We start from the raw sequence: 17,232 nt of genomic DNA, 5'->3' as shown, positions 1-17,232 counted from the left end.
GGCTACAGTGGGAACGGATCGGCCATTGCTTCCGTCTCCGCCGCTTCGTCACCCGCAACCAGACACGCCTCGAGCTCCCGGCGAATTCGATCCTCGTTCATTGCTCGGCCGATGAATACGAGCTGCGTGCGATGGTCGTCGTCCGGTCGCCACTCGCCGATGGGGCCAGCCCTGACGGACGGGCCAGCCTGACTGACACCGATCACCTCGTCGTGGTTTGCGACGTAACAGACGCCTTTCGCTCGGATGATCGCTCCATCCCAGTCCTCGAGCCAGGCTGCGAGTCGCCCCGGGTCAAACGGCTGGTCGGACCGGAAGACGAACGATGAGACGCCGTGGCGCTCGGCAGCGCTTGGTTCTGTGTCGTGGTCGTCTGTATCGCCGCCGTGATCGTGACTCTCTCCGCGTAAGTGACGTTTCCACCCCTGAGAGCGCTTCGCCGTCTCGAAGTCGAACCGGCCGGTGTCGAGGACGACATCCGGATCCACCTCGCAGTAGGCCGTTCGGAGCCGTTTCGCTCGCGGTTGGAGGGTCTCGACGACCGCTTCGATCTCCTCGAGGACGTCGTCCGGGACCATATCGGACTTGTTGAGAAGCAAGACATCGCAGAACTCGATCCCCTCGACGAGGACCTCGCTCAACGGTCGGTCCTCGTCGGGTTGGGCACCCTCCGGTAGCTGCGCCCCGGCGTCAAATTCTTTCCAGAACCCGTACGTGTCGAGAACGGTGACCATTGTATCCAACCGAAACAGGGTCGTCGGATCCACGTCGCTGGCGTCCGTCCCTTCGGTAAACACCTGCGCGACGGGAACCGGTTCGCTGATCCCCGAGGATTCGACCATCAGGTAGTCGAACGCCCGACTCTCCGCCAGCCGCGCCGCTTCCTCGAGAAGATCCCCCTGTAACCGACAACAGATACAGCCATTCGAGAGGTCCACGATTCCCTCGTCCTCGTTTTCTCGTGCGATTAGCTCCGCGTCGACGTTCACTTCTCCCATATCGTTGACGATCACCGCCACTTGCCGATCTCCCGGATTCGACAGCACGTGATTGATCAGCGTCGTCTTTCCTGCCCCGAGGTAGCCGCTGACAACGGTTACGGGAATTGCGCCGTTGTGAGTCATACGATATCGGATGTCACGATCGGTGCGATACTAAGTAACCGGGTTGATCTCGCCGACAGTATCGATCGCGAGACGGTTCCGCATCGATCGGGAAGCACTCTCGAAGCGCTTTCAGTCACGGAAGCGCGCACCTAAGCAGTCATCGAACCCGATCCGGCACCGTCGCCACCACTCCGACCCACAAACTCCTCGCAACCCATGAACTCCTCGAGGAGTGAACTGATCGTCTTCAGGCAGTTCAACGGCCGTCAGGTCGGGACCGGAACGAACTGGACACCGATGATCTCGTCGAGAGTCGCAATCCCACAATGAACGGTTTGACCCCGGCACGGCGGTGACGGTCTCGGTCACTGCATTTCACCAGTTGCCGGTCTTTGGGCATCATCCCGTCCGATGACAGAACTGTCGGTCTGTCGATCGCGAGGCGCGTGAGCCGTACAGATCGCCTCAAATCGATCACTGATCCGTCGAATCTGGCGCGTCGACCTCGTCAGCCTGAAGGACGAACTGCCGTTCCGGCGGCGGCGCGATTCGCAACTCGAGGGTGCTGGTGAGCCGATAGTACTTGCGGTTGCCCCGCATATACCACTCGACCAGCTCAGCATCCTCGAGCGTCGATAGGTGGTGGACGGCACTTTTCCCGTCCATCCCGACTTTCTCGGCGAGTTCAGAGACGTACTTCGGCCCCCGTGAGAGTTCGCGAAGGATCTCGAGTCGCGTTCCGTTCCCCAGCACCTCGATCAGTGACATGCCCACACAGTGGGCGGCCGGAGGGAGAAGGATTTCGCAGGTATGGTCCCCTTACATACAGTTTCTGAAGGAGGTTGGTCCAGATTTATGCCGCTTCTCGTGGTGTTTGATACCATGTCCGACCGAGTGACGCTCCCCGAGGATCGCGATCACGAACTGCGAACGATCACGGACGGCTTCTTCGAACGTGAGGTATACCTCTCACGCGAGGAAACGGCCGCGTTTCTCCGGGACCTCGCCGACCAGCTCGAGGCCGAGACGACGGTGACGGTCGCGGGGTCAACGTGGGAGATCCCCTTCGAATACCGGACCCCGATCGAGGTCGAGATCGAGTTCACGGGCCAGCGTGACCGCGAACTCGAAATTGAACTCGAGTTCTCCGAGCAACGCGGCGGGTCGGATCTCGCCGTTCGATAGCGCGGAGGAGACGCCATTCGATACACAGACGGTTACCCCCTCCCCCGACCCCCGGAACCGCTAGCCGACGCAATAGGCATCCCGACGCTGTAGTCAGACCGGTCGCCATGCGAGCGGCGGGGCTCTCGGACACTCCTGTAGCCGCGCCGGATGGCGACGCCGAGTCCGCCGTCTCCCACTCGAGGCAGGCAGCGAGTTCGCCGTCGGGTCGTGCTTTCGGGTCCGTTCTACACCGTTACTTGCCCTCGAGAGCGAATTCAGCAGTCCCTCGGCTCAGCCACTGCGCTCTCGGTCGAGCGTCGTCACGGCGACCCCTGCGATCACGACGACGCCGCCGACGATCGTGATCGCGTCGGGAACCTCCGCGAGCAAGACGAGTGCGAGCAGGGTCGCGCCCACGGGCTCGCCGAGCCAGGCGACGCTGACGACGACCGACTCGAGGTGCTCGAGGACCCAGTTGCTCACGGTATGGCCGAAGACGCCCGGACCGACGGCCAAACCGAGAAAGAGTATCCACTCTCGAGCGGGGTAGCCGACGTAGGGGTGGCCCTGCACGCCCACGAGGAGGAACAGGGCCGCAACGCAGGCCCCGTAGACGACGGTCACGTAGGGAAACACTGGGACGCGCTGGCGGATCGAGCGGCCGGCGAGCGTGTAACAGGCGATGGTCACCGCACCCAGCAAGGCGAGCGTGTTGCCGTACACCGTCGCACCGGAGAGGGCCGCGTGGTCGGTGTCGCCTAGCGACATCGCAACGGCCCCGGTGATCGCGACGACGATCCCGACCACCGTCGCGCGGTTGATCCGTTCGCCCAGAAAGAGCCCTGCGCCGATCGCTACGAATACCGGCTGGACCTGGACGATCGTGACGCTCGCGGCGACGCTGGTATGGGAGAGGCTCTCGAACCAGGCCGCAAAGTGGATCGCCAGCGCGACGCCGGCGACGACGGCACCCACGAAGTCGCGACGCGAGAGCCGCGCGAAGGCTGCTCGATGGCGGGTCAGGGCAATCGGGGCGACGAGCACCGTCGTAAAGAGGACGCGGTAGAAGGCCGCGACAGAACTCGGCGCTGCACTCCAGCGCACGAGAATAGCGCTGGTGCTCGCCGCGAAGATCGCGATGGCGAGCGCGATCAGCGGCGTGGCCTCGAGGTCGACAGTCACGTCGTCTCACATTCGTCTGCTGAGACAAACGGCTACCGAAAGTGGCCGGAGCGCTACTCCGGACGTTCGTCGGGAAGCCGGCTCTCGCGGTAGATCGACGCGAGTTCGAGGTCGACGTCGTCCAGCCCGACGATGATGTCCTCGTCGGGCGAGAGGTCCTCAGCCTCCCATTCCTCGAGAAAGGCGACGGCGTGTTCGCGGTCGGCGTAGGGTCGCGGATCGATCCCCATCAGGTCCTCGGCGGCCTCCTTGTCAGTGATGAGGACGAAATGGGCCTCGGTCGCGTCGATCAGATCGCCAGTCTCATAATCAGTCGTCCAGGCACCGGCGATCGGCGAGTCCGGCATCGACGAGGCGAGATAGGCGAACAGACAGCCCGGCGATTCGACGGTCGCCGCCAGCCCGTTCTCGTGAACGAGTTGCCCATTGCCGAAATACTGGGTCAGCGACATGCTACAGACCGCACAGTGGTGCTCGTCCGTGATCTCTACCGGTCCCTCGGCCACGTCCTCAAGGTTGGGTTCGTATACCTTCGCCGGGGAGCCGTCGGTGTCGTCCCCGCCGCTGCCGGGTCGGTCACCGCCGAAACAGCCCGCGATGCCTGCAGTCGCGCCCGCTCCGAGCGCACCCAGAAGCCCCCGGCGCTCGAGTCCCTCGCGTTCAGTCATGGCCGGCTCTATTATCCCGATCGGCAAAACGAGCGTGGTACATCTCTCGAATCCGATCGGCGTGGCTCGGGGTTCCGGCTGCGAAACTGCCTGTCATTCCAACTGCGCTTTCGTCAGCCGATGGCGCGCTTGGAACATGGCCTCGAAGCCGAACCGCGAGAGCGGCGCGACCGCGTCGCCGAGTCCGCCCAGCGGGAGTTCGTATTCCACGTGATCCCGGATGACCGTCCGAGTCCCGTCGGCGAAGAAGGAATGTGTGTGTTCCCAGTGATCGAACGGCCCGTGTACCATCTCGTCGCGAAAGTACGCCGATCCCTCGTCGCGCTCCCGTGCCGTAATCACCGACGTCCAGTGCTGGCGGGGCCCCACTCCGAACGGCCGCATCGACAGCGCGATCTCCGAGCCGGGCTCGAGCACGTTCGGATCCGGCTCCCCGTCCGGGCCGATCACGCGCTCGACGCGCAGATGCAGCCAGTCGGGCGTCACCGCCTCGAGGCCGGAAATCCGTGAATTGAACGCCCAGACGTCCTCGAACGGCGAGTCGACGGTCGTTTCGCGATCGTATGTCTGCATGTTCCGTTGTCTCTAGGTCGGCGACCGTCAAAACAGCCATCCGTGGGTCACTCGTGGTCACAGGCACTCAGGACAGGTGCGTTCTAACTGCATTCCAAGCCCGACGGGCTTCGAAAGTCACGTTTCGTTTCCGCCCCTCGAGAGAACCGCCCCACAGGACGACAGCCGCTTCGGCGTCTGCGCTGTGCTCTCCCCAACACCGGTCGTCAGTACGGGTCGACAACCGACACGGTCACGCCCTCTGGCCGTCCGGCACGGCGGATGTTCTCGAGGGAAACATGGGCAACACGCGGGACGGAAATGAGGGCGGCGGACTCCGTTTAGTGCCGTCAGACCGAGACAGCAGACTCAGATGCGGAGTTCTTCGGGCGTGTGTTCTTCCTGCCAGTCGTCAATCTCGACGCGGGTGTCGTTGTACGCGGGGTAGAAGTCGTCCATTTTGTAATTCCCGATGTAATCGTAGAGACCGAGTCCCTGTACCCGAGCGTCTTCGGGTGGAGCGATCCCCATTCCGATATAACAGTCTCGAATCTGGCATCGGAGATGGTGGATGAGTGACTGCTGGAACCCGTCGATGTCCGTGAATTCGTAGAGGTTCGTGAACATCTGCAAGCAAACGTCGGGGTCGTCGTCAGGAACAGTACCGGTTCCGGTACCAGCGACGGTTTTGCTCCGTCGATTCGATCGACGGGGGCCATCCTTCCAGCGGACTCGCAGCGGTCCGCACGCCTCAAGCAGTGATTCTCCGAGTGTCGATGTTACAGTTTCTACGTCGATCCCGTGGTCGGCTAACTGCGCTTCGATCTCCGACAAGAGAGCAGCTGAGGAGTCACCAGCAGTCTCTTCAAGCGACTCGAACAGACCGGTTGCGGCGACATCTTCAGCCGTCGACTGGGCCAGTTCTGTGTCACAGTCGAGGTAGATGTCCTGCTCGAGCCAACTAATATCTCCGGCAGGGATTTCGGATGTCTCGACGATAGGCTCGCTAGCACCGTCGTAGTAGCGGAGTTGCTGGTAGTAGTCACCGAAATACTGCTGGAATGTGTCGCTATCTAGGCTGCCAACTGCAAGCAGGAACGTGGCGATCCGGTCGGGATTCTCCACAGGGGGAAGCGTCTCGTGGCCGCGCTCACGGTAGACGTGAAACTTGGCGAACCGACGAGCCTGATTGACGTGTTCGTTCCCTTCGGACGTTCGTTTCGAGGCATCGTCCGGATACCCGTCTTGTTTGTGTGCCGTTATCTCGCCGTCACTGTTCCGTACATCTAAAACATGCTCTATACCATTATTGTCAATTATACTTAGTCCAACTAACTCATCAGTTTCACCGGTGATTTGTGCATCCATACTTAGTCACCTGAACTTCGACTTTGACCTGCTCGAGATTCATCGCCAGTGCTCTGCTCAGCCCGATACTCAGCAACCTGTTCTGAGATATCGGCAACCTGCTCGTCCGAAAGGGAGATCGGACCATCTTCAGCAGCGGACTCGATACCGTGTTTGACCGCCATACCGGTTGCCATGGGTTGGGTGAGCGGAATCCGGAATACTCATCGATCGAATTATGGGATCAGTGAACGGTGATCTCCGTCTCGCTTGTGCAACTGCGGATACATCTCGAAGTGATCGTATCGGCGTGCGTCACGGAATTTGCCAAAGCCAACTACCTGAAACGCCTCGGGCGGAACAACACCCATCTTGACGAAACAGTCCCGAATCTGGCAACGAAGATGATGGTCGAGGAATTCTCGAAACTCATCGAGGTCGGCAGGAGCGTATGGTAACAATTCCACTCGAGCATCGGTCTGACGGTCAAGTGGGTCGTCACCCTTCTGAATCCGATGTTGCTCGTTCGCATCGGGGTAACCCACACGAATTCCAGAGACCGCACTGATCGTCAGTTCGGGATCGAGAGTATCACGCTCAACGATCTCTGCCAGATCATCTCCAAACGACTGCCAGCGCTCGAGGTCTGTTTCGGTCAGATCTGACATCGGCTGAATACCCCCGTTCTCATTCAAATCTAGTCCGTGAGTGTTTGCCAGTCTACGTCCTTGCTCGGCGATCTCGTCATCCTTCAGGTCGATTCCCAAGTAGAGTTTCTGTTCGTAGAACACAGCATCTGGCTTCCGAACGCTCTCCGGAAGTTCGATGAGACGCTCAACATCCTCATGGTGGCTTCGTATCTGTCGATGCAACGCACCGAAATACCGCTCAAACGCTACCGGAGATAACTCGCCGATCGCCCGCCGTACCGCGTCAATGTAGATTGGGTTTTCCGTGTGCTCGAGTGTGTCATAGCCTTTTTCAAAGAACACGTGGTACTTTGCAAATTGACGGGCTTGGTTATTGTGTTCATTTTCGTCAGATGTTCGATTTTGGGCATTATCTGGATAGCAATTACATTCGTGATATTTTATTTCCCCATACTCCGTCATTTCAATGAGGTGTTCAGCACTATTATTATCGATAACGCTCAGACCTACTCGTTCGGACTCTCCTGTAATTATGGCATCCATATTTAGTTCCCTCTGCTCTGAGCATCGCCCGTAGATTCGCCACCGTGATCTTCTCTGGTCTCAAGGAAGTCCTCGTACATTTGAGCCATTTCCGCGTACATCGCCTCGATTGTATCCGCTTCACCACCAGGGCGGTTACTCATGAGCGTATCGAGCGTTTCTTTGGCGACATCTCCGGCAACGGCACTTGCTACGCCGGCAACTGCACCACTGGCACCGGTTACAGCTGCACCGGGACCAAGGAACGACCCAGCGGCTGTACCAGCGGCAAAACCGCCAACCCCCTTCACTGCTGCTTCGCTCAAGTCGAAGCCATCAGAGGTACCAGGCGCGGTTTCCAGAATCGTCTCCATAATCTGGCCCTGCCGATTTTCTATCCCCTCAACCTGATTCTGTAGGTCCTCTACGGCTTCGTACAACATTCCTTCACCTTTTGTAGCCCGCTGAATGCGTATCGATGCACCCATCCGATTGATCGTCACCGGCCTGTCGGCCATCGTCTGCTGGGCCGCGTCCTCGGCTTCCTGCTCGAGTTGGGGATCGGGATCGATTTCCAACCCGCTATCGTCTTGGGGCATCATGCTGATATCGGCCCCAGTCTGCTGACGGACATGCGCGAGTTCGTGCGCGAGGATGTGCTGCCCTTCCGGCGATTTGGGATCGTACTCACCGTGATTGAACGCGATGTGATTCCCGACTGTAAACGCCCGCGCGTTGATCTCCTCGCAGGCCTTCGCGGCGGTCGCGTCGGCGTGAATCCGCACGTTGCCGAACGAATCGTCCATTCGCTCTTCCATCGCCCGCTGGATGCCGTCATCCAGCGGTTGGCCGTTCGACTGAATCACGTCTCGGACTGGGCCGGGAACGCCCGCATTTCCAGCAGGACCCGTATCACTGGCGGCCTTCTCGCTTCGCTGGAGCGAGCGTTTGTTCCGTCGTTCGATGTCGTCGGGGACGTCCTCGGGTCGCTCGGCCTGCCGTTTCCGAAACGCATCGATCGTTTGTGGGACGCCCATATCCTCGACGGTCATTCCCTCCTCGATCCACTCGTGGACTGCGATCGGATTCCCCGCCTCGAGCCGTTGCAACTCGAACAGCGTCTCTTCGTCCGGGATCGACATCCCGTACTGGTCCTCCGCCTCCTCGAGTGGCATCCGCTGGAAGCAGTCCAACGATTTCGACTCGTGGTCGGGCGACGACCGGACGGCGTCCACCTGCTGGGACCGACGGTCCGTGGTAACGGTCTCGGTGTCTCTGCTGATCGAAATCCCATACTGTGTTCGCATTCCGATATTCAGACCAAAGTTATATAAATGTTGGTTGGATGGCAGATTCAAATAACGAAGCCAGCGGAGAACGATCCGGTCCCAGCGACGTATCGGGACGGCGAAGGCGAAGCGACGGCTAGCGAGCAGGGCTGGCAGTGAAATCGTACCGCAACGATGGCCGACGGTGGGTCGATGGCCGAGCGAGTTACTTCAGTCGCTCCTGCAGGAAAGACGGATGGGCGGCGGTGACGCCGTCAATTTCGAGGAGTTCCTCGGAGATAGTTTCGCCGAGCGAGTCGCCGTCTTCGGCGCGTACTTCGGCCATCAGCATGTGGTCGCCGCTGGAACTGTACAGCGCTTCGACTTCTTCGAGGTCCTTGATCGCCTGCGTTGCCTCGACGTAGCGTTCGCTCGCGACGTCGAGTCCGACCAGTGCGATGGTCTTGCTGGAGAGTTTCTTCGGGTCGATATCGGCCGAATAGCCGACGATAACGCCCTCCTCCTCGAGTTGATTGATATACTTTCGAACCGTTGGTTTCGAAACGTTCGCCCGATCAGCGATCTCGGCGTAGGACGCTTGGGCGTCCTCCTCGAGAACTTCGAGGATGCGATCTTCCGTCGCCTGAGTGCTCATGCGTATACGTTTTGCTCCGGCGGAAAAATATCTTTTGTATACGAAAACGACGGATATCCGAACGGAAGACGGCGCGGGGGTGGTCGTGAGGATAGTCGTTCGGATCGGTAATCGGCGGACTTATCGCCCGCTGGGCGCAGGACCGACACGGAATGGTCGATCCGAATCTCGTCAGCGGCTCCGTCTGGGTCCTCTGTGGGCTTGCAATTCTGGGTCTCGGCTCGCTCATCACCTTTCGCGGCCGAGTCGAACTGCACGCGAACTACGACGAGTCGGTCGACCCGGCACACGTGTCTCGGTGGGCAGGCGGGACGGCCCTGCTCATGGGAGTGCTCGTCGTGGCCTACGGCGTTCGCGAGATTCGGTACGGCTTTCAGCCCCGTCTGCTCGCCGGCCTGGTCGTCGCATTACTCATCCTGAGTCACCTCTCAAAGCTATTCGCCGGCGGGTTCGGGGCCGGCAAGTGATCGATCGCCACGTCTCCGCTCGAGAACTATCGACGGTTGTGAACCGGTGGATGGCACCGCGGCTATCCTGGTCGGAGTGAGACTGTTCGTTCCTACTCTCCCGTCACTGCTCCGATGGCCCAACCGATACTGGACAGACCGACGAGTTAATAACGACATACAAGTGAAGTAACTAACATGTTGGCCAGCGATAGCGCTCCCTCCACTGTCCTCCTCGCCTTGGCGCTGGCGCTCCTGCTGCTGACGGCGGGTTGTGTCACGCTGCCGAGTAGCGGCCCTGCGCCGTCGGACCTCGAGCGAGAGGTCACCGCGGCCGAGCCGCCCGACGAGATCACTGCGACGGTCGAGGTTCGTCGGACAGTCGACGGTGAGACGACCCAATACACGGACACCGTCTGGCTTCGGGCCGACGGCGCGAGTCGGATCGAAACGGGTACCGGCGACGCCGACGCCGATACCGTCATTGTCAACAACGGCGACCAGCGGTGGCACTACGACGCCGCCCATGACTGGGCGACGCGGCTCGAGACCGATCCGAACGCGACGCCGTACCTCGAGGGACTGTACACGCAGCAAGCACGGTATTTCGATACCTACGAGATCTCGGCGGTCGAGGAGACGACGGTCGATGGCCGAGACACCTATCACGTCACGTTCAATCCACCGGCCAACGAGACGGTCGAGCGGTCGATCAGCGTGTTGATCGAGGACACAGAGTACGTTGTTCCGCTGGCGACCAGCGAGCGTGACCCCGCCAAACGAAGCGCCGATCGCGTCGAGGTCTGGTACGATCAGGAGACGATGTTTCCGATCAAACACGCCATCGAGGGCGACGGCGTGACGCTCGAGCGGACCTACCGAAACCTCTCGGTCGATGGCGGGATCAACGACGAGCGCTTCGCGTTCGACCCGGCGACCGATGGGAACGGAACTGACGTCGAGAACGTTGCACTACCGTCGATCGACTCGTATGAGCGTCTCGACGAAGCTACTGCGACTGTTCCGTTCGCAGTCGCCGAACCGCCGGCCGACGCGGTGCCGGAGACGGTCGACCGCGATTCAATCACGAGATACGAGTTCCCCGACGAAAACCGAACGCAGGTATCGATTCGGTATCGGACGCCGAACGACGAGACGATCTCGGTCACGACGAGCGACGGACCACGGCGGTTCGCGACCGGCGGTGATGCAGTTACGGTCGGGACCGCGACGGGGACTATCGCCGAGACCGACGAGGGGACAGAACTGCAGTGGTCGTGTGACAACCGCTACTATTCGGTGTTCGCCAGTCACGTCGTCGACGACGGCACGGCCCTGCGGATCGGAGAATCGCTCCCGACAGGCTGTTAATATCGTTCGGAACTCGACACAATAATACATGCCGGCAAGAGACAATCGAAAAATGACACGACTGAGTCCGGCACTGGGGCTCGCCGTCCTCGTCGTTCTGGCGGCGGGATGTGTCACGCTTCCGGGCGGCGAGAGCGGGCCAACGCCGACCGCAGCGGAGCTCGAGGCGCAGGTGGACGACGCCGACCCGCCGAGTGCTGCGACGGCGACGGTGGTGTCCGAGCGCGGTGACACTGTCGCGTACACCGAGGAGATGTGGCTACGAGACGACGGTGCCACTAACACGGAAACGACCGACGGTCGGTTCCGCAACGTCAACGACGGCGAGTGGGCCTGGTTCTACGATGTCGGTGCCGACCGAGTGACGGTGATCGACGCGAACCGAACGCCGGACAGTCACTTCGCGTACCTCTACGACACGCAACGGACGTACTTCGACGAACTGGACGTCGCCGCCATCGAGGAGGCGACGATTGACGGCCGTGACACCTACCACGTGACGTTCGAGCCCCCTCGAGACGAGACCGTCGACACCGACATCACCGTCCTGGTCGGCGACACGGAGTTCGTGATTCCGCTCGAGACGAGCGAGGCCGACGAATCCGCCGAACCCGTCGCGGACCGAATCGACGTCTGGATCGACCAGGAGACGCTGTTCCCGATCAAACAGGAACTCGAGGGCGAGGGGATCGACCGGACGTGGACCTACACGGACCTCTCGTTCGGCGACGATATCGACGACGAGCGCTTCACGTTCGAACCCCCCGAAGACGCCGTCGTCGCGCAGAACGTGCACCCGTACGGCCGGTCGGTCGATTCGATCGCTGCCGCCGAGTCCGAGACGAATCTCACGGTTACCGAGCCGACCCACCTCCCCGCGGGCCTCGAGCGCGACTCGATCGAGGTCTCACCGTCCCTCGCAGGGGACACGATGACGGCTACGCTCCGGTACGTGGCCGACGACCGGCGAACGCTCCTCGTGAGTACGACCACGACGACCCGGTTGCCTGACGGAGCCGGTGAGTCGGTGACCGTCGGCGGCCGGTCGGTGACGAAAGTCGAGAGTCAGTTCGGAACCCAGCTCGCGTGGACCTGCGGTGAGCAGGTGGTCTCCATCTTCGCAAGCGCAGAGTTCGATCTCGAGACAGCGTTCGCGGTCGCGGAATCGATCGAGTGCGGGGCGGAGTCAAACTGAGGCGGTTGTGCCCGTCTTCGAGACTGCGACACTGCGAAAAGACGAACCGCGAGACAGTCGCTGTCGGTTCTACTTGTGTCGATCGAGTAGGTCGTAGCTGCGTTCCCACTCGGCGTCCTCGTCGAAGTAGCGTTCGGCCAGCGGCTGGTCCGGGAGCTCGCCGACGGCGGCCTTCTCTTCCTGGTAGGACGGCCGGTCTTCGTCAACGTAGTAGCGACCGGTCAGGACGGTCCCCTCGTTGAGGACATCCTCGGTCTCGTGCATCATCTCGGCGGCCTCGCGCCGGTCGGTGATGTCGAAGTCGTAGTCGTCGGACTCCTGAACGTCGATGTACGGGACGTACTGACGCGCGTCCTTGTTCCAGGTCGGACACTGGGTCAGGAAGTCGACGTGGGCGAAGCCGTCGTGTTCGATGGCTTCGGCGATGATCTCCTTTGCCTGATTCGGGTTGACCGCGGCGGTGCGGGCAATATAGCTCGCGCCGGAGGTCAGCGACTGCGACAGCGGTCGAATCGGCGTCTTCGCGCTGCCCGATGGCTGGGTCTTGGACTTGTGACCCTTCGGGCTCGTGGGCGAGGTCTGGCCCTTCGTCAGGCCGAAGATCTCGTTGTTGAACACGATGTAGGTCATGTCGTGGTTCTCTCGAGCCGTGTGGACGAAGTGGTTGCCGCCGATGCCGTAGCCGTCGCCGTCACCGCCAGCGGCGATGACCTCGAGGTCGGTGTTGGCGAGCTTTGCGGCTCGAGCCACGGGCAGCGAACGCCCGTGGATCGTGTGGAACCCGTAGGTGTCGAGATAGCTGTTTAGCTTGCCCGAACAGCCGATCCCGGTGACGGTCAGCACTTCTTCGGGGGTCTTGCCGACTTCCGGCAGGGCCTGTTTCAGGGACTTCAGAACCCCGAAGTCACCACAGCCCGGACACCAGGTCGGCTGCGGTTCGACGCCGGGGGTGAACTCGTCCCGGTCGATCTCCCGTTCCTCTCCGATCGCGTTGAATGCACTCATTGGTCAGTCACCTGCAGCGGGTTCGATTCGTACCTGTGCGGTCGGTTCGCGGTCTTCGTCGGCGAGGTTGACCTCGTAGCCCTCGACGATCTCGGCGGGCTCGAAGGGGTTGCCGTTGTACTTCAGCAGGCTGGTCATCTTCTCGCCAAACCGGCCCAGTTCCTTCTGGATCAGTCCGCGGAACTGCGCGGTGGCGTTCATCTCGACGACCATCGCCTCGTCGACGCTCTCGATGAATTCGGTCACTTCGGTCTCGGGGAAAGGCATCATGTCGGAGACACTCATTCCCTTGACAGGGTGGCCGTTCTCGTTGAGTCGTTCGACGGCTTCGTGGACGGCACCGTGGGACGAGCCCCAGGTGATGATACCGTACTCGGCGTCGTCGTCGCCGAAGTAGGTCTGGTTCGACTCGTGTTCCTCGTTGAGTTCCTCGCGGATGGAGTCGAGTTTCTCGATGCGTCGCGTCATCTGGGCGACGCGGTTGTCGGGATCCTCGCTGATGTGGCCAACGGGCGAGTGCTCGTTGCCGGTTGCGAGGTAGCGGCCGCCCTTCTGGCCGGGCAGCGACCGCGGAGCGACGTTGTTCTCGGCATCCTCGTAGTTGAACCGCTTGAACTTGCCACTCGCGTCGTGGGCCGCTTCCGCAAGCTCGTCTTCGGTGAGCGTCGATCCCAGATCGGGCTGGGTCTCGCGGTCGAAGAACTCGACATCGACGTTCTTGTTCTCGCCGGAGAGCTTCTGGTCGTAGATGACGATCGCCGGGAGCTGGTAGTCCCAGGCAATCTCGAAGGCGAGTCTGGTCTGCTCGTAGGCCTCCTCGATGCTGCTTGGAGCGAAGACGACTCGCGAGGAGTCACCCTGGCTCGTGTAGAGGACGAACTCGAGGTCGCCCTGTTCGGGTTTCGTCGGCATCCCGGTCGAGGGGCCGGCCCGCATCGACTCGACGAGGACGAGCGGTGTCTCGGTCATCTCTGCCAGCCCGAGCGGTTCGGACATCAGTGCGAAGCCACCACCGGAGGACCCGGACATGGCCTTCGCACCCGCGTGGCTCGCACCGAGTGCGAGCGCCGCAGCGGCGATTTCGTCTTCGACCTGCTCGGAGACGCCGCCCATATCGGGGAAGTTCTGGCTGAGGATGGTGAACACGTCGGTCCACGGCGTCATCGGGTAGCCGGCGATGAATCGACAGCCGGCGTCGATCGCGCCGTAGGCGATCGCGTTCGAGCCCGACAGCAGCGCCTGCTCGGTCTCGTGGGAGCCCTCCGGTGCACGCAGATCGTGCTCGAACTCGTACTCCTCCCGGGTCGTCTCGTAGGCCTCGTGGAGGATTTCGAGGTTCGCCTCGAGGACGTCGCCGCCCATGGCGTCGGACATTAGGTCCTCGATGTGATCAAGGTCCATGTCCAGCAGCGCCGCGGTGACGCCGACACCGGCGGTGTTGCGCATAACCTCGCGGCCATGTTCCCGCGCGAGTCCGCGCAGATCCATCGGGAAGACGTGCCAATTGTTCTCCTCGGCACGAGCCTCGAGATCGATCGCTTCGACGTCCTCCTCGCTGATGAGACCCTCGTCGTAGACGATGATCCCGCCCTCGCGGAGTTCGTCGAGGTTCTCCGAGAGGGGTTTGATTTCTTCGTTTCCGTAGTAGGCTTCTTCCTGCGGGTTGCGGGCGAACGAGTCGCCCAGCGAGAGTAGGAAGTTGTAGCCGTCACCACGTGACTGTACCTCGCGGTCTGCGGCTCGGATTTCGACGTAGGTATGGCCACCGCGAATCCGCGACGGATAGTGGCGGTGTGTAAATACGTCGAGTCCCGAGCGCATCAGCGCCTTGGCGAAGTTCTGGCTCGTCGAGTCGATCCCGTCACCGGAACCCCCCGCGATTCGCCAGATAAGTTCATCGCTGCTCATAGGTGGATCAGTGGCCGATGGGCCAACCGTACCCGAAATTTCGAACCACCGGGCCTAAAGCCTTTGCTATAGATTACCAAGGATCTTTCGTGAAGAATGAACCACCTTTGAAGAATATGTATGAACGATCATTACTGTCGTTGGGCAACTCGTTCATGATTGTCCATATTTGTACAGCCGTCCGACACCATCGACGGCGAGCCACCCGCCAAAACTGCCCCGAGTCGTCCGTCAGTACGGCGTTTGTTCCCGTCGCCGACCGGCGGTTTCGATGAGCGATACCTTTTACACCCATTCCATGGTGTGCTGTCACATGGGCTACATCGTCCGGATGCCAAAGCTTGGACTCGAGATGGAACGCGGGACGCTCCTCGAGTGGGCCGTCGACGAGGGAACGTCGGTATCCGAGGGCGACCTGCTCGCCGAGGTGGAGTCGGAGAAGAGCGTCGCCGACGTCGAGGCCCGCGAGGACGGGGTTCTCCGACGGATGTACCTCGAAGTCGACGAGTCGGTGCCGCCCGGAACGCCGATCGGGATCGTCGCGCCGCCCGAGAGCGATATCAGCGAACTCGAGGCGGAGGCGACGGCCGATCTCGAGGCCAACGTGGCGGTGGAAGACGAGATCGAACTCGGCGGAGACGAGCGGTCGGTCGGCTCGGCGTCGGGCGGGAGTGGAAGCAGTGCGAGAGGGGGGCGGAGGCGAGCGATAGCAAGGCTTCCCCCCGGGCGCGAGAGCGAGCAGCGGAGCTGGATGTGGATCTCTCGATGATCGAGGGAACCGGCTATCAGGGGTCGATCACCGAAGAAGACGTCGAACGAGCGGCCGCCGAGGCTCCGGCTGAGAGCAGCGACCCCGACGCGTCGCCGCGGGCGCGCAAACGCGCCGAGGAGCTTGGCGTCGACCTCGCGACCGTCGAGGGAACCGGCTATCAGGGAGCGATCACCGAAGAGGATGTCCAAGCAGCCGCGGCGGAGACCGGTGGCACGAGCCGGACCCTCGCGGACAAGCGCCCGTTCGACGGAATGCGCCGGACGATTGCCTCCCGCTTGAGTGAGAGCTACCGCGAGGCCGTTCACGTGACCGTCCACCGCGAGGCCGACGCCGAGGCGCTGCTCGCCGCCGCCGACGCCGCGGACGAGGCCCTCGAGACCGACGTGTCGGTTCAGGACGTCCTTCTCCGGGCCGTCTCGGCGACCCTCGAGTCACATCCCTCGTTCAACGCTACGTTCGAGGACGGGGTTCACAACCGCTGGGAAGAACACAACGTCGGCATCGCCGTCGACGTCGAACACGGGCTCATCGCCCCGGTACTGCCGGACGTGGTGGCAAAGTCGCTCGCGGAGATCGCCGACGGGCGACGGGACCTCGTCGACCGCGCGACGAGCGGCGACTACACGATGGACGATCTGCAAGGCGGGACGTTCACGGTGACGAACCTCGGCGTCCTCGGCGTAGAGTCGTTCGATCCGATCATTAACCCGCCGCAGGTCGCCATCCTGGGCATCGACGCCGTCGCAGAGCGGCCGACCCGCGGCGCGGACGACGGACTCGAGTGGCGACGATACCTCCCGTTCGACCTCACGTTCGACCACCGGGTCGTCGACGGGGCGGACGCCGCCCGGTTCCTCGAGACGCTCGTTGACCACGTCGAGGAGCCGTGGCCGCTCCTCCCCGAGACCGTCGCCGCCACGGCTGACCGAGCGGACGAGAGTGAGGCCGATACCGGGGACGAGACGGAGATGCCGGGTCGTACCGTCACCGCCACGAACCCGGAGGGCATGCAGGGTCGCATCGAGGCTGGGTCCTTCGAATGGACGTACGACGAACCAGAATCGAGCGGCGGCACGGAGACCGGCCCGACCCCAGTCGACGTCTTCCTCGGAGGGTTCGCGTCGTGTCTCTCGCTGAGCACCAGATATCAGGCGAACAAACGTGACGCGTCGATCGACGAGATCCGAGTCGACGTGGACGCGATGCCGGCGGAGGGGTCGGTCGAGCGGATCGAGACGACAGTCAGGATCGACACCGACGCGGACGACGAGACCATAGAGCGGATTGTCGACCTCGGCGAACGGGGCTGTCACGTCTCGGAACTCCTCCGCGAGGATCTCCAGCTGGACCTCTCCTGGGATCGCATCTGAGGGAACCGGTGTCGCGAGCCCGGTGACGGTTTCACGTCGCCGGTCGCG

At 61.9% G+C, this 17,232-nt stretch carries 15 protein-coding genes and 1 pseudogene; 5 read left to right on the top strand and 11 right to left on the bottom strand.

Translation table 11 applies throughout. The annotated features are described in order from the left end of the window. Positions 1-2 precede the first annotated feature (2 nt). Together K6I40_RS13650 and K6I40_RS13645 are read right to left on the bottom strand one after the other, a co-directional pair. Entirely contained in the window at positions 3-1,124 is a 1,122-nt protein-coding gene (locus tag K6I40_RS13650) for a GTP-binding protein (RefSeq protein ID WP_222919584.1), read from the bottom strand. A gap of 456 nt (positions 1,125-1,580) precedes the next feature. Further along, on the bottom strand, positions 1,581-1,874 hold the full coding sequence (locus K6I40_RS13645; protein ID WP_222919583.1) for a winged helix-turn-helix domain-containing protein: 294 nt from the start codon (positions 1,872-1,874) through the stop codon (positions 1,581-1,583). Positions 1,875-1,988: 114 nt separating this feature from the next. Here K6I40_RS13645 and K6I40_RS13640 point away from each other — a divergent pair, with 114 nt between their 5' ends. Continuing rightward, on the top strand, positions 1,989-2,291 hold the full coding sequence (locus tag K6I40_RS13640) for an amphi-Trp domain-containing protein (protein WP_222919582.1): 303 nt from the start codon (positions 1,989-1,991) through the stop codon (positions 2,289-2,291). A 273-nt stretch (positions 2,292-2,564) separates the two neighbouring features. Here K6I40_RS13640 and K6I40_RS13635 read toward each other — a convergent pair whose 3' ends face one another. The 7 genes from K6I40_RS13635 to lrpA1 form a co-directional block, all read right to left on the bottom strand. Beyond that, positions 2,565-3,455, bottom strand: coding sequence for a DMT family transporter (locus K6I40_RS13635; RefSeq protein WP_222919581.1), 891 nt, complete (start codon positions 3,453-3,455; stop codon positions 2,565-2,567). 53 nt (positions 3,456-3,508) lie between these two features. Continuing rightward, positions 3,509-4,123, bottom strand: a complete 615-nt coding sequence (locus K6I40_RS13630; RefSeq protein WP_222919580.1) for a nitrous oxide reductase accessory protein NosL — start codon at positions 4,121-4,123, stop codon at positions 3,509-3,511. Between the two features lie 93 nt (positions 4,124-4,216). Beyond that, complete coding sequence (locus K6I40_RS13625) at positions 4,217-4,696, bottom strand: SRPBCC family protein (protein ID WP_222919579.1); 480 nt, start codon at positions 4,694-4,696, stop codon at positions 4,217-4,219. 348 nt (positions 4,697-5,044) lie between these two features. Further along, a complete protein-coding gene (locus K6I40_RS13620) occupies positions 5,045-6,043 on the bottom strand; it encodes a hypothetical protein (protein WP_222919578.1) in 999 nt (332 codons plus the stop codon). A gap of 215 nt (positions 6,044-6,258) precedes the next feature. Then, complete coding sequence (locus K6I40_RS13615) at positions 6,259-7,215, bottom strand: hypothetical protein (protein ID WP_222919577.1); 957 nt, start codon at positions 7,213-7,215, stop codon at positions 6,259-6,261. Positions 7,216-7,217: 2 nt separating this feature from the next. Then, positions 7,218-8,501, bottom strand: a complete 1,284-nt coding sequence (locus K6I40_RS13610) for a DUF4157 domain-containing protein (RefSeq protein ID WP_222919576.1) — start codon at positions 8,499-8,501, stop codon at positions 7,218-7,220. 187 nt (positions 8,502-8,688) lie between these two features. Beyond that, positions 8,689-9,117 carry an HTH-type transcriptional regulator LrpA1 gene (gene lrpA1, locus K6I40_RS13605; protein WP_222919575.1) on the bottom strand — a complete coding sequence of 143 codons (429 nt, stop codon included), beginning with the start codon at positions 9,115-9,117 and terminating at the stop codon, positions 8,689-8,691. A gap of 152 nt (positions 9,118-9,269) precedes the next feature. Here lrpA1 and K6I40_RS13600 point away from each other — a divergent pair, with 152 nt between their 5' ends. From K6I40_RS13600 to K6I40_RS13590, 3 genes are all read left to right on the top strand, one after another. Beyond that, positions 9,270-9,584 (top strand): hypothetical protein, encoded by a 315-nt coding sequence (locus K6I40_RS13600; protein WP_222919574.1) that lies wholly within the window; start codon positions 9,270-9,272, stop codon positions 9,582-9,584. A 177-nt stretch (positions 9,585-9,761) separates the two neighbouring features. Further along, the gene (locus K6I40_RS13595) at positions 9,762-10,934 is read left to right on the top strand and encodes an outer membrane lipoprotein carrier protein LolA (protein WP_222919573.1); all 1,173 of its coding nucleotides are present in this window, start codon (positions 9,762-9,764) and stop codon (positions 10,932-10,934) included. A 52-nt stretch (positions 10,935-10,986) separates the two neighbouring features. Next, on the top strand, positions 10,987-12,129 hold the full coding sequence (locus tag K6I40_RS13590; RefSeq protein ID WP_222919572.1) for a hypothetical protein: 1,143 nt from the start codon (positions 10,987-10,989) through the stop codon (positions 12,127-12,129). Positions 12,130-12,198: 69 nt separating this feature from the next. Here the strand turns inward: K6I40_RS13590 and K6I40_RS13585 are convergent, their stop codons facing one another. Both K6I40_RS13585 and K6I40_RS13580 read right to left on the bottom strand, forming a co-directional pair. Continuing rightward, positions 12,199-13,134, bottom strand: a complete 936-nt coding sequence (locus tag K6I40_RS13585) for a thiamine pyrophosphate-dependent enzyme (protein ID WP_222919571.1) — start codon at positions 13,132-13,134, stop codon at positions 12,199-12,201. A 3-nt stretch (positions 13,135-13,137) separates the two neighbouring features. Further along, the gene (locus K6I40_RS13580) at positions 13,138-15,042 is read right to left on the bottom strand and encodes a 2-oxoacid:acceptor oxidoreductase subunit alpha (protein ID WP_222919570.1); all 1,905 of its coding nucleotides are present in this window, start codon (positions 15,040-15,042) and stop codon (positions 13,138-13,140) included. Between the two features lie 313 nt (positions 15,043-15,355). Here K6I40_RS13580 and K6I40_RS13575 point away from each other — a divergent pair. Further along, positions 15,356-17,184 (top strand): annotated as a pseudogene (locus tag K6I40_RS13575) (2-oxo acid dehydrogenase subunit E2). Positions 17,185-17,232: the final 48 nt, after the last annotated feature.

Origin of the sequence: Natrinema sp. SYSU A 869, from assembly GCF_019879105.1 — an archaeon.
Classification (GTDB): Archaea; Halobacteriota; Halobacteria; order Halobacteriales; family Natrialbaceae; genus Natrinema.
Note: the sequence above shows the minus strand (reverse complement) of the source record. Positions and strands in the feature narration are given on the sequence as shown.

What these genes read in the sequence shown, in the direction of transcription:
- K6I40_RS13625 (WP_222919579.1), bottom strand. Translation starts at nt 4,696, where the DNA reads ATGCAGACATACGATCGCGAAACGACCGTCGACTCGCCGTTCGAGGAC.
- K6I40_RS13645 (WP_222919583.1), bottom strand. Translation starts at nt 1,874, where the DNA reads ATGTCACTGATCGAGGTGCTGGGGAACGGAACGCGACTCGAGATCCTT.
- K6I40_RS13640 (WP_222919582.1), top strand. Translation starts at nt 1,989, where the DNA reads ATGTCCGACCGAGTGACGCTCCCCGAGGATCGCGATCACGAACTGCGA.
- K6I40_RS13590 (WP_222919572.1), top strand. Translation starts at nt 10,987, where the DNA reads ATGACACGACTGAGTCCGGCACTGGGGCTCGCCGTCCTCGTCGTTCTG.
- lrpA1 (WP_222919575.1), bottom strand. Translation starts at nt 9,117, where the DNA reads ATGAGCACTCAGGCGACGGAAGATCGCATCCTCGAAGTTCTCGAGGAG.
- K6I40_RS13610 (WP_222919576.1), bottom strand. Translation starts at nt 8,501, where the DNA reads ATGCGAACACAGTATGGGATTTCGATCAGCAGAGACACCGAGACCGTT.
- K6I40_RS13630 (WP_222919580.1), bottom strand. Translation starts at nt 4,123, where the DNA reads ATGACTGAACGCGAGGGACTCGAGCGCCGGGGGCTTCTGGGTGCGCTC.
- K6I40_RS13615 (WP_222919577.1), bottom strand. Translation starts at nt 7,215, where the DNA reads ATGGATGCCATAATTACAGGAGAGTCCGAACGAGTAGGTCTGAGCGTT.
- K6I40_RS13620 (WP_222919578.1), bottom strand. Translation starts at nt 6,043, where the DNA reads ATGGATGCACAAATCACCGGTGAAACTGATGAGTTAGTTGGACTAAGT.
- K6I40_RS13585 (WP_222919571.1), bottom strand. Translation starts at nt 13,134, where the DNA reads ATGAGTGCATTCAACGCGATCGGAGAGGAACGGGAGATCGACCGGGAC.
- K6I40_RS13600 (WP_222919574.1), top strand. Translation starts at nt 9,270, where the DNA reads ATGGTCGATCCGAATCTCGTCAGCGGCTCCGTCTGGGTCCTCTGTGGG.
- K6I40_RS13580 (WP_222919570.1), bottom strand. Translation starts at nt 15,042, where the DNA reads ATGAGCAGCGATGAACTTATCTGGCGAATCGCGGGGGGTTCCGGTGAC.
- K6I40_RS13650 (WP_222919584.1), bottom strand. Translation starts at nt 1,124, where the DNA reads ATGACTCACAACGGCGCAATTCCCGTAACCGTTGTCAGCGGCTACCTC.
- K6I40_RS13595 (WP_222919573.1), top strand. Translation starts at nt 9,762, where the DNA reads ATGTTGGCCAGCGATAGCGCTCCCTCCACTGTCCTCCTCGCCTTGGCG.